Raw genomic sequence first — 10,874 nt, forward strand, 5'->3', positions numbered from 1 at the left:
AAGGCGAAGCCCAGTATGTCCAGGGGATGGAAGTAGAGCGCACCCCAGATGTCGACCCGCTCGGGGCTGTGATGGGTCTGGTGGAAGACGCGCCACAGGGTGTCCGACCCATGCATGGTGCGGTGCCAGGCGTAGACGCCCAGCTCGTACAGCAGGAACGCCATCGGAGCGCCGACCCAGAGCGGCAGGGCGGTCGCGTCGACCAGCCGGTGCTCGCCCAGGAAGCCGTCCCACAGGAACGGCGCGCGGGTAGAGACGAACCAGTAGAGGATCGCCGAGGCGAGCCCCTTCAGCCGCCAGCCGCGGATGATGGGGAAGGCCCTGGCCGGCGCGAGGATGTCGAAGGCTGCGAAGGCGGCGAAAAGCCCGAACAGCCAGTAGTCGTAGAACCCGAACACGGGCGGCTCCTTTTCTCTTGAGTTGCCTTTCAAGAGCGTGAGCCGGCGCCTCACATTGTGAGGCCGGTTGCGTGAGGTGGAGCCGCGGGCTGGGATCGCGCCGATGCGGCCCCTACATAGGCGGCATGGTTCCGCTCTCCGTCCTCGACCTCTCGCCCATCGTCCAGGGCGGCAGCCCCGGCCAGTCCCTGCGCGCCAGCCGCGCGCTCGCCCAGGCGGCCGAACGTTTCGGCTACCAGCGCTACTGGCTGGCTGAGCACCACAACATGACCGGCATCGCCAGCGCCGCGACCGCCGTGGCCCTGGCCTATGTGGGCGACGGCACCTCCACCATCCGGCTGGGCGCCGGCGGTGTGATGCTGCCCAACCACGCCCCGCTGATCATCGCCGAACAGTTCGGCACGCTGGATGCGCTGTATCCCGGCCGGATCGACCTGGGCGTGGGACGGGCTCCCGGGACCGACCAGCTCACCGCCCGCGCCCTGCGGCGCAACCTCGCCAGCGGGGTCGACCAGTTCCCGCAGGACGTGGTTGAGCTGCTGGCCCTGCTGGGCGATCCGGAACCGGGGCAGGCGATCCGCGCCGTGCCGGGTTCAGGCTCGAAGGTGCCCGTGTGGGTGCTGGGCTCCAGCCTGTTCGGCGCGCAGCTGGCCGCCGCCCTCGGCCTGCCGTTCGCCTTCGCCTCGCACTTCGCGCCGCAGATGATGGACCAGGCCGCGCAGATCTATCGCGAGCGGTTCAAGCCCTCGGAGTACCGGGCGCGCCCCCACCTCATGCTCGGACTGAACGTGGTGGCCGCCGAGAGCGACGCGGAGGCCCGGTTCCTGTTCTCGTCGCTGCAGCAGGCCTTCATTAACCTCCACCGCGGCCAGCCGGGGCCCCTGCCGCCCCCGCGGGAGGACACCGACGGCTCCCTGGCCGCCACGGTCGGTCCGGGCTCCCCGCTGTCCATGGCGGTGGTGGGCGGCCCCGACACCGTGCGGGCCGGCCTGCAGGCGTTCGTGGCGCGGCATGCGCCGGACGAGATCATCCTGACGGCCCAGATCTTCGACCAGGACAGGCGAATCCGCTCGCTCGAACTGGCGGCCGCGGCCCGCGATGCGCTGATGCTGGCCGCCTGAGCCGGCGTCAGCCCACCGCCCAGCGGACCGGGTTCTCGGGCTGATAGGCGCAGAACGCCCCGGTGCGGATCGACGCCTCCAGGTGGCGCCCCAGGGCGGGGTGCGCCTCGCCGATCTTGCGGATGGCGCTGCGGATTCGCCAGGTGACCGCGGTCCGGGCCTTCTCGGCCGGGTCGCCCAGCCGCCGCCCCCGTCCGCCCAGGCCCACCGCGGCCGAGAGCTGTTCGATCACCCCGTCCAGTTCCGCCGACAGGCGCTCGGTGCGGGCGAAGTCGTTATCGCGCTCGGCTTCGGCAAGGTCCGCTTGCAGGTCCTGGATCCGGCGCTGGCAGGCGGCGCGGGCCTTGACGTCCATGGCTGCGCCGCTGTCGCCCTCGACGAGCCGGCCCGCGAGTTCCATGCAGTGGATCCGCTCCCGCGGGGAGGCCAGCAGAAGCGCCAGGTCCGAGAAGCCCTTCATGTCGGGGAGCAGCGCCCGGCGGCCGGCGAAGTCCAGCTCCCAAAGTCCCCCCTGGCGGGCGAAGCGGCCGCTGTCGGCCGGCGCCGGCGCCTCGACGACCAGGGGGCCGCCCGCGACGTCGGCCAGCCCCGCCAGGCGCAGGCCTTCGCGCAGGAACGCGGCGTCCTCCTCGCGGGCGAAGGGGTTGGAATCGAAGATGTGCTGCAGCGCCTCGCCGGGGCGCGGCTCCCGCCCGCCCGTGATGTCGCGGCGGAACGCGTCCAGGAACTTCGGAATCTGGGCTCGCGCCTCCTCCAGGCGGCCCAGATGCGCGTAGCTCGCGGCCATCAGGGCGGACTGCTCGAAGATCTGGTCCGGCGGCGAGCGCTCGAAGATCGCCAGGCCGGTGGCCAGGTCGCGGGCCACGAAGTGGGGGATGAAGGAGATGAAGTAGTACCAGGGCTCGTGCAGCGGATTGAGGCGGAACGCCTTGGCCGCCATCTCCAGCGCCTGCTCCGGCTCGCCCAGATAGGCCCAGAGCGGCGCGATCTGCATCAGGCCGTCCGCATGGTTGGGGCTGAGCTCCAGCGCGCGCTCCAGATGCCGGCGTCCCTGGGGGAAATCGCGGGCGTAGACGTGCAGGCGGCCGCAGACCACCTGGACGACCGGGTCCATCTCGTCGAGCCCCTCGGCGCGGGCCGCGTAGCGGAGGCACGCGCGGTCGTCCTCCTCCTCGCGCGGGGTCGCGTGCCGCCAGTTCCAGCGCTTGAAATGGCTGAGCGACAGGCCGGCGTAGGCGCGGGCGTAGGTGGGGTCGATCGAGAGCGCGCGCTCGAAGAGGCGGCGCGCCTCCTCATCGCTTTCCGGCGTTGATCTGCGCAAGCATTCCAGGCCGCGCAGCCAGCAGTCCTGCGCACGAAGGCTTGTCAGCGGGCGCAGGCGCGCCTGCGCCAGGCGGGTCAGGCGCACCCGGGCCGTGAGGTGGTTGGCCACCTGCACCGCGATGTCCTCCAGGACCTCGCCGGCGCGCCGGAGCGGCGCCTCGTACCGCTGGGCCCAGACGACCCGGCCCGCGGCGGCCTCGACAAGGTTCACCTTCACCTGCACGCCCGTCGGCCCGGGGCGCACCGCGCAGTCCAGGACGTGGGTGACCCCATAGGCCTCCATGAGCGAGCGCGGGTCGAGCTGATCGGGCGACAGCGACAGGGACGTGCGCGCGGCCAGCACCTCGATGTCGGGCGAGCGGGCCAGTTCTGCGATCACGTCTTCGAGGAAGCCGGTCGCCGTCCGCCCGGTCTCCGGCTCGAGCGCGAGGGGCGAGAACGGGACCACGGCCACCGACGCGGCGCGACGATCCTGCTCCGGGCTGGATGGGTCCCGCTGGAAGAACATGGGTCTGCTCATACAGCAGCGATTTCCGCGGTGCGAGGCCTCCCCTGGCGGCAGCTTGCTTCCCGGCCGAAGCGCCTCTACGCCTTCGCCTTTCGTCGACACGGGGCGCCCACGCGTGAAGCAGATCCTGGAAGAACTCGAGAAGCGTCGCGGCGAGGCCCGCCTGGGTGGCGGCGAGAAGCGGATCGCCAGCCAGCACGCCAAGGGCAAGCTGACCGCGCGCGAGCGGATCGACCTCCTGCTGGACGAGGGCTCGTTCGAGGAGTTCGACATGTTCGTCGAGCACCGGGTGACCGAGTTCGGCATGGCCGACCAGCGCATCCCGGGCGACGGCGTGGTCACCGGCTGGGGCCGGATCAACGGCCGGGTGGTGTTCGTCTTCTCCAAGGACTTCACGGTCTTCGGCGGCTCTCTGTCGAGCGCCCACGCCGAGAAGATTCTGAAGGTCCAGCGCCAGGCGATGAAGGTGGGCGCGCCGGTGATCGGCCTGTTCGACGCCGGCGGGGCGCGGATCCAGGAGGGCGTCGCGGCCCTGGGCGGCTATGCCGACATCTTCCTCGAGAACACCCTGGCCTCGGGGGTCATTCCCCAGATCAGCGTGATCATGGGCCCCTGCGCTGGCGGCGACGTCTATTCGCCCGCCATCACGGACTTCATCTTCATGGTGAAGGACACGAGCTACATGTACGTGACCGGCCCCGACGTGGTGAAGACGGTCACCCACGAGGATGTCAGCCACGAGGACCTGGGCGGCTACCGGGTCCACGCGCTGAAGTCCGGTGTCGCCGATGGGGCGTTCGAGAACGACCTGGAAGCCCTGACCCAGGTCCGCCGCCTGATCGACTTCCTGCCGCTGAACAACCGCGAGAAGCCGCCGGTCCGGCAGAGCTACGACGAGCCCGCGCGCATCGAGGCGTCGCTGGACACCCTGGTGCCGGCCAATCCCAACAAGCCCTACGACATGAAGGAACTGATCCTGAAGGTCGTGGACGAGGCCGACTTCTTCGAGATCAGCCCGGACTTCGCCAAGAACATCGTCGTCGGCTTCGGCCGCATGGACGGCCAGCCGGTGGGCATCGTCGCCAACCAGCCCCAGACCCTGGCCGGGGTGCTGGACATCGACAGCTCGCGCAAGGGCGCCCGGTTCGTCCGGTTCTGCGACGCCTTCGAGATCCCGATCATCACCTTCGTCGACGTGCCCGGCTTCATGCCGGGGACCAAGCAGGAGCAGGGCGGGTTGATCCGCCACGGCGCCAAGCTGCTGTTCGCCTTCGCCGAGGCCACGGTGCCCAAGATCACCATCATCACGCGCAAGGCCTATGGCGGCGCCTACGACGTGATGAGCTCCAAGCACATCCGCGGCGACGTCAACTACGCCTGGCCCACGGCCGAGATCGCGGTGATGGGCTCGAAGGGGGCGGTTGAAATCATCTTCCGCTCCGAGATCGGTGACCCGGAGGCCATCGCCAAGCGCGAGGCGGAATACAAGGCCCGCTTCGCCAACCCGTTCGTCGCCGCCTCACGGGGCTATATCGACGACGTGATCATGCCGCACTCCACCCGCAAGCGCATCGTCAATGCGCTGAAGAACCTCAGGGGCAAGACGCTGACGAACCCCTGGAAGAAGCACGACAACATCCCGCTGTAAGTCGGCGTAGGGGTGGGCGCGGCTGCGCACGCGGGTCAGCGCCGCAACGGGGTGCATGCCTTCGTGGCGTTGGGGGTGCAGCCACGCCCAGGGCCACTCTGCGCCCCGCGAGCCGATCCGGCATCGGGTGAAACCCTGAGGCCGGGGCGCGCTAAACCTGGATCAGGTTGTGCTTCACCGCGAACCGAACGAATTCGGGTCCGCTGTGCACGCCCGCCTTTCGCATCGCCGCGGCGCGGTGGCTTTCCACGGTCTTGATGCTGATGCCCAGCAGGCGGGCGATCATCTTGTTGGAGTTGCCCTCGGCGATGAGCTGGGCGACCTCCAGTTCCCGCAGGCTGAAGGTTTCCAGCCGCCCGGGCGTACGCCCATGCACCACCGTCTCCAGCAACAGGTCCGAGACCGAGGCCGAGAAGAAGGGCCGGTTGGCGCCCAGCGCCGAGATCGCCGCCTCCAGATCGAGCTCGGTGTCGGTCTTGAGCAGATAGCCCCGGGCGCCGGCGGCCAGGCCGCTCCCCACCGTCTCGTCGTCGTCGTGCATGGTGAAAAGCAGGACCCTGATGCTCGGCCGCTCCAGCCGCAGCCGGCGGGTGAGCGCCACGCCGTTGAGGATCGGCAGCGAGACGTCGAGGACCGCGATATCAGGCGTCTGATTGAGCGCGATCTCCAGAGCGCTCTGCCCGTCGGCGGCTTCGCCGCATACCTCCCAGCCCACATGGCTCTCGATCAGGTCACGGACGCCCTTCCTCACGATTTCATGATCGTCAGCGATCATGATGCGCAGCATGCCTGTCTCCAAAGCCGGGGCTCGATGACAGGAGTACGTACCGACGCGGCCGCCGACGCCCATCAGGCGAAACCCTCGTCCCGAGGTCGTGGACTCGGGAGGCGTCCGACACTTTATGCGGGAATATCGTGTACGAATTCCCTCCAAAGCTGTACCATTCTGACCGGGGAACAGGGCGCGGTCGTCGACGTACATCACGTTGAGGTGACGCCACGATGCGAGGCTAGGATGCTGGCGCGGACGGAAAGCGGTCGGAGCAGCCCGACGGACTACCGGGAGGTGTTCGCAGCGTTGCCCGTCGCCATGGCGCTGGTGTCGCCGGAGTATCCGGAACCCCGTGTTCTCGCCGTCACCGAGCGCCTCGCCACGCAACTCGGGGCGCACGCCTCCAGCCTCGAGGGCCGCACGCTCCGGCAGGTGTTCCCGCCGCGATCGGCCGATCGCCTGGCCCGGGCCGTCGAGGCCTGCCTGCAAACGCAGCAGGCCGTGCGGACCAGGGTGGCCCAGGGCCGTGGCGAGCGGATCGTCCGCCTCGACGTCCAGGCGCAGTTTGGCTCCGAGGGGGTCCTGCTGACGTTCGCCGCGGCCGCGCGCCGGGCCGGCGCGGTCGAGCCGGATCCGGCCCTCGCGGTCGCGCAGGCCGAACAGAGGGAGCGCCGGCGCGTGGGGCGCGAACTCCACGATTGCACGTCCCAGCTCCTGGTGGCCGCCCAGCTGGGGCTGAGTGCGCTGGAGCGCCGGACCGAGCTGAAGGGCGAGGCGCGCCGGATCGCCATCGACGCGCGCCGCTCGATCGGCGCCGCCCTCGCCGAGATCCGCACCTTTTCGTTCCTGCTGCATCCTCCCGTGCTGGCCGACGAGGGCCTGCCCAAGGCGCTGGAGGACTTCGGGGCGGGCTTCGGTCCCAGGACGGGCCTCGGCGTCAAGGTGGAGACGGGGGCGGGACCCTGGAGCCTGCCACGCACGATGGAGATGGCGCTGTTCCGGGTCGCGCAGGAGGCGCTGATGAACGTCCATCGCCACGCACAGGCGCGGCATGCGACGGTGCGGCTGTTTCGCGAGGCCTCGACGGTGGTGCTGGAGGTCGAGGACGACGGCGTCGGGCTCCGTCGCCGAAGCGACCACACCGCCCCCTCCGAACCCCTGGGCGTCGGCCTCAGCGGGATGCTGGCGCGGATGACGCAGCTCGGGGGCTCCCTGACCCTGGAGGAGCAGGCGCGCGGACTGAAGGTCCGGGCCTGGGCGCCGCAATCCGACCGTTGAGCCGGTCGGTCGACGCCTGAGGGATCGCCCCGGGTTTCACCTGATTCCAGGCTCAACCTTAGCGGGCAACTCTGGTCCCGGAGCCGTCGGCCGTGGGCATGCCCCCGCTACGCCTGGCGCGGCGGACCAGGGATGGGGCCATGTATCGCAAGATGGCGCAGACAGGATTCCTTCGTACGACGTCCGACCGGGGGGGAATCCGAACGCGGCCAGCGCGGCGCGCGGAGTCGTCCCGCTGGCCCGTCGGCGTCTCGCTGACGATCGCGCTCCTGGTCTCACTGGCCTTGTGGGCTGGGGTGATCTCGGCCGCGATGGTGCTCCTGCGCTTGTGATCCAGGAGCGGACGCCGGCGGGCTTTCCATCGGAACCCTGCCTCCCGCGCCCCGTTCTCCGCCAAACGGGATTCGCCCGTGAAGCGAAGGAGAACGAACATGGCCGGTCGGTGGAACGATGAACGGGAATGGCGGGATCGCGGGCTTCAGCAGCGTTATGACGACCGCTACGACGTCTTCGGCCTGAATGACGAGGGCGACCGCTACGCCGGGCGCGAGGATCGCAGCTTCGATCGTGGCGAGCGCGTGTTCGGCGAGCGCGAGAGCGGCGCGGCCTACAACCGCCCGCGGCGCGAGCGCGACTATCGTACGCGCAGCGACGCCAACTGGCAGGATGAGGACTACGGCGGCGTCTCCCCCGCCATGCGGCGCGGCGATTACGAGACCGGCTATCGCGCGTCTCCCCGGTTCCAGAACCAGGACTATACCCGCGGCGGCCGCTTTTACGGCGATGACGGCCGGTTTCCGCTGTACCGCGGCGAGCATGCGTACGGCGCCGGCTCGCGCCCCTACGACGCCGAGGGCCGCCGGTTCGGCAGCCAGGAGGCCGATCAGCGATGGGCGCGCGAGATGCGCCGGCCGGCCAGCGGCGGCACCGGGGGCTACGACTACGAGCGCGGCTACGGCGACGGCGGTCGCGACTACCGCGGCCGGTACGAGAGCCGGGACGGCGACCACGACTTCGAGGACCGCGCGCGCGAAGCGGGCGATTTCTTCCGTCGGACGGGCCGCAAGATCTCCAACTGGTTCAGCGACATGGGTGGCGATAGCTACGGCGAGGACCGCCAGCGCTACGAGGAATTCCGCGGCGCGCGCGGCCGTGGGCCCAAGGGCTACCAGCGCTCGGACGAGCGGATCAGCGAGGAGGTGCATCAGCGCCTGACCGATGACCCCTGGCTGGACGCCAGCGAGGTCAGTTGCTCGGTCTCGGGCGGGGAAGTCACCCTGTCCGGCACGGTCGAGAGCCGTGAGGCCAAGCACCGCGCCGAGCGGATCGTGGAGGACCTCTCGGGCGTGAAGCACGTCCAGAACAACCTGCGCATCCAGTCGGGCAACTACTTCACCAGCGCCGGCCGCGGGTACGGCGACAGCGTCCAGGAGGCCCGCATGGCCACCAGCGATGCGGTGAAGGACGTGACCGACGGCAACACCTCGCCGCCCGCCCAGAAGCGGAACTAAAGCGGCGGGACGGCTGGCGCGAGCCCGGGGCGCAAGGCCACGGGCTCGCCGCCAGCGAACTGGTTGCAGCGAGCCCAGTTGAAGGCGGCCGTGCCGAACACCTCGACGCAGGCGCGCAGGTCGCCGGTCCCGATCCGGCCCTGGCGCTGCAGCCATGTGCATTGGGCGACCGAACCGATCAGGTAGCTGGCGATCGGCGTGCCGGGGTTGCGCCGATCCGCGATGCGACGCTGGGATTCTCCAGTATCGGTGAACGCCACCCGATAGCCCATCGGCGTCAGCGAGATGGTGTGGGCGTACTCGTGCGCCGCGACGTTGATCGCGCAGGATCGGGCGACCATGTTGTCCGACTGGAAGGCCCTGAGCACGCCCCGGGTGATCAGGAGGTCGGCGTAGCGTCCGGAGGCTCCGCCTTCGCCGGCGGCGCCCAGGGCGGCGCCGTTGTCGTCGACCACCATCGCCTGGGCGGGGGCGAAGCGCGAACCGGGCGGCTCAAGCGCGACGACCGAGGCCACGCCCTTGGGATCGATATCCTGCTCGGCCGTCCGGGCGTAGATCGTCGGATACCGATCCTGGAGGGCTTCCAGGTTCGCGCGGAAGGCGCTGGACCGCAGCACGGCATAGCCCTCCTGCAGCAGCCGGCCGGCGGCCTCGCGCTCGGCCTCCGACGCCCCGTCCAGGGTGGTGAAGGCGAGACCGGGCCGGGTGTCTTCCGCGCGGTTCTGCCACGCCACCCAGCCCAGCATGGCGATGGCCGCCAGGAACGCCCAGAGGCCCGACGTCCAGATCGAACCGCGGTGCGGGGGCTCGCTCAGGCGTAGACGCCCGCGGCGTGCTCGTTGTCGCCGCGGCCCAGCGGGTCGGGGAGGGCGCCGCCGCCCTTCACGAACGTCAGCGACACCGAATTGATGCAGTAGCGCAGCCGGGTCGGCGGCGGGCCGTCGGGAAACACGTGGCCCTGGTGGCTGCCGCAGCGCGCGCAGGTGGTCTCGATCCGGACCATCCCGTACGAGGTGTCGCGAACGGCCTTCACATGCGCCTCGTCCACCGGCGCCCAGAACGAGGGCCAGCCGGTGCCGCTCTCGAACTTGGTCCTGTGCTGGAAGAGCGGCAGCCCGCAGAGGCGGCAGCAGTAGACGCCGTCGTCCTTCTGATCGAGCAGGCCGCCGCAGAATGGCGCCTCCGTGCCGTGGTGCAGCAGGACGTCGGCCTCCTCGCGCGTGAGGGAGGCCTCCAGTCGCTTGCGTTCCTCAGGGTCAGGCGGCGAGAGAGAGAAACCGGAAGGGGAGACTGCTGGCGTGTCCATGACCGCCAATCTAAGGTCCCGCCCTTCGCGGCGAAAGACCGGAGACCATGCGCCATGATCATCGCCACCACGCCTGACGTGCCGGAGGGCAGGGTCGTGAAGACCCTGGGCGTCGTCACGGGCGAGGCCATCATCGGCGCGCACATCTTCCGCGACTTTTTCGCCGGCATCACCAACGTCATCGGCGGCCGCGCCGGCGGCTACGAGAAGGCGCTGCGCGAGGCCCGGGACATCGCCATCCAGGAGATGACGCTCGACGCCCAGGCGCTGGGCGCCGACGCCGTCGTGGGCGTCGACCTCGACTATGAGACCCTCGGCGTGGAGAACGGCATGCTGATGGTCACGGCGTGCGGCACTGCAGTTAAATTGGGCGCGTAAGACACCGAATGTTCTCGAAAATCCTGATCGCCAACCGGGGCGAAATCGCCGTCCGGATCATCAAGACCTGCCGCCGCATGGGCATCAAGACGGTGGTCGTCTACTCCGAGGCCGACGCCGACTCCATGGCCGTGGAGATGGCCGACGAGACGGTGTTCATCGGCGGCGCGCCGGCCTCCGAAAGCTATCTGGTGGCCGACAAGATCGTCGACGCCGTCCGCGCCACGGGAGCCGAGGCCGTCCACCCCGGATTCGGCTTCCTCTCCGAGAACGCGGCCTTCGCCCGGCGGCTGGCCAAGGAGGGCATCGTCTTCATCGGTCCCAACCCGCACGCCATCGAGGCCATGGGCGACAAGATCGAATCGAAGAAGTTCGCCGCCCGGGCCAACGTCTCGGTCGTCCCCGGCCATGTGGGCGAGATCGACGACACCGCCCACGCCGTGAAGATCTCCGAGGAGATCGGCTACCCGGTGATGATCAAGGCCTCGGCGGGCGGGGGCGGGAAGGGGATCCGCGTCGCCTGGACCCGCAAGGACGTGGAAGAGGGCTTCCCGGCGGTGCGCGCTGAGGCAAAGTCCAGCTTCGGCGACGACCGGATCTTCATCGAGAAGTTCATCGAGAGCCCGCGCCA

11 protein-coding genes are annotated in these 10,874 nt (G+C 70.0%); 6 read left to right on the forward strand and 5 right to left on the reverse strand.

Annotated features, from left to right (window positions below):
- On the reverse strand, positions 1-398 hold a 398-nt coding region (locus AX721_RS26500; protein ID WP_231754766.1), incomplete at its 3' end, for a sterol desaturase family protein.
- A 125-nt stretch (positions 399-523) separates the two neighbouring features.
- On the opposite strand from AX721_RS26500, the gene AX721_RS26505 reads away from it, so the two are divergent.
- Positions 524-1,519: an LLM class flavin-dependent oxidoreductase gene (locus AX721_RS26505; protein WP_068878954.1), complete on the forward strand. Its 996-nt coding sequence runs from the start codon at positions 524-526 to the stop codon at positions 1,517-1,519.
- Positions 1,520-1,526: 7 nt separating this feature from the next.
- Here the strand turns inward: AX721_RS26505 and AX721_RS26510 are convergent, their stop codons facing one another.
- Complete coding sequence (locus AX721_RS26510) at positions 1,527-3,362, reverse strand: hypothetical protein (RefSeq protein ID WP_156467400.1); 1,836 nt, start codon at positions 3,360-3,362, stop codon at positions 1,527-1,529.
- A gap of 103 nt (positions 3,363-3,465) precedes the next feature.
- On the opposite strand from AX721_RS26510, the gene AX721_RS26515 reads away from it, so the two are divergent.
- On the forward strand, positions 3,466-4,998 hold the full coding sequence (locus tag AX721_RS26515) for an acyl-CoA carboxylase subunit beta (protein ID WP_068878956.1): 1,533 nt from the start codon (positions 3,466-3,468) through the stop codon (positions 4,996-4,998).
- A gap of 151 nt (positions 4,999-5,149) precedes the next feature.
- Here AX721_RS26515 and AX721_RS26520 read toward each other — a convergent pair whose 3' ends face one another.
- Positions 5,150-5,785, reverse strand: a complete 636-nt coding sequence (locus tag AX721_RS26520; RefSeq protein WP_068878957.1) for a response regulator transcription factor — start codon at positions 5,783-5,785, stop codon at positions 5,150-5,152.
- A 228-nt stretch (positions 5,786-6,013) separates the two neighbouring features.
- On the opposite strand from AX721_RS26520, the gene AX721_RS26525 reads away from it, so the two are divergent.
- Together AX721_RS26525 and AX721_RS27675 are read left to right on the forward strand one after the other, a co-directional pair.
- Entirely contained in the window at positions 6,014-7,048 is a 1,035-nt protein-coding gene (locus AX721_RS26525) for a histidine kinase (protein WP_068878958.1), read from the forward strand.
- 431 nt (positions 7,049-7,479) lie between these two features.
- Positions 7,480-8,559: a BON domain-containing protein gene (locus tag AX721_RS27675; RefSeq protein WP_068878960.1), complete on the forward strand. Its 1,080-nt coding sequence runs from the start codon at positions 7,480-7,482 to the stop codon at positions 8,557-8,559.
- Here AX721_RS27675 and AX721_RS26540 read toward each other — a convergent pair.
- Both AX721_RS26540 and msrB read right to left on the reverse strand, forming a co-directional pair.
- The gene (locus AX721_RS26540) at positions 8,556-9,305 is read right to left on the reverse strand and encodes a hypothetical protein (RefSeq protein ID WP_068878961.1); all 750 of its coding nucleotides are present in this window, start codon (positions 9,303-9,305) and stop codon (positions 8,556-8,558) included. The two genes, AX721_RS27675 and AX721_RS26540, sit on opposite strands and share 4 nt — an antisense overlap.
- A 65-nt stretch (positions 9,306-9,370) precedes the next feature.
- Positions 9,371-9,865, reverse strand: coding sequence for a peptide-methionine (R)-S-oxide reductase MsrB (msrB, locus tag AX721_RS26545; RefSeq protein ID WP_068878962.1), 495 nt, complete (start codon positions 9,863-9,865; stop codon positions 9,371-9,373).
- A 54-nt stretch (positions 9,866-9,919) separates the two neighbouring features.
- Here msrB and AX721_RS26550 point away from each other — a divergent pair, with 54 nt between their 5' ends.
- Together AX721_RS26550 and AX721_RS26555 are read left to right on the forward strand one after the other, a co-directional pair.
- Entirely contained in the window at positions 9,920-10,243 is a 324-nt protein-coding gene (locus AX721_RS26550; RefSeq protein WP_068878963.1) for a YbjQ family protein, read from the forward strand.
- Positions 10,244-10,251: 8 nt separating this feature from the next.
- On the forward strand, positions 10,252-10,874 hold a 623-nt coding region (locus AX721_RS26555), incomplete at its 3' end, for a biotin carboxylase N-terminal domain-containing protein (RefSeq protein WP_304440583.1).

This window comes from Phenylobacterium sp. CCH9-H3 (assembly GCF_001557235.1).
Lineage (GTDB): Bacteria > Pseudomonadota > Alphaproteobacteria > Caulobacterales > Caulobacteraceae > Phenylobacterium.

Excerpts from the sequence above, each read along its gene's own strand:
- AX721_RS26510 (WP_156467400.1), bottom strand. The coding sequence starts at position 3,362 with ATGAGCAGACCCATGTTCTTCCAGCGGGACCCATCCAGCCCGGAGCAG.
- AX721_RS26540 (WP_068878961.1), bottom strand. The coding sequence starts at position 9,305 with ATGCTGGGCTGGGTGGCGTGGCAGAACCGCGCGGAAGACACCCGGCCC.
- AX721_RS26505 (WP_068878954.1), top strand. The coding sequence starts at position 524 with ATGGTTCCGCTCTCCGTCCTCGACCTCTCGCCCATCGTCCAGGGCGGC.
- AX721_RS26550 (WP_068878963.1), top strand. The coding sequence starts at position 9,920 with ATGATCATCGCCACCACGCCTGACGTGCCGGAGGGCAGGGTCGTGAAG.
- AX721_RS26520 (WP_068878957.1), bottom strand. The coding sequence starts at position 5,785 with ATGCTGCGCATCATGATCGCTGACGATCATGAAATCGTGAGGAAGGGC.
- AX721_RS26525 (WP_068878958.1), top strand. The coding sequence starts at position 6,014 with ATGCTGGCGCGGACGGAAAGCGGTCGGAGCAGCCCGACGGACTACCGG.
- msrB (WP_068878962.1), bottom strand. The coding sequence starts at position 9,865 with ATGGACACGCCAGCAGTCTCCCCTTCCGGTTTCTCTCTCTCGCCGCCT.
- AX721_RS27675 (WP_068878960.1), top strand. The coding sequence starts at position 7,480 with ATGGCCGGTCGGTGGAACGATGAACGGGAATGGCGGGATCGCGGGCTT.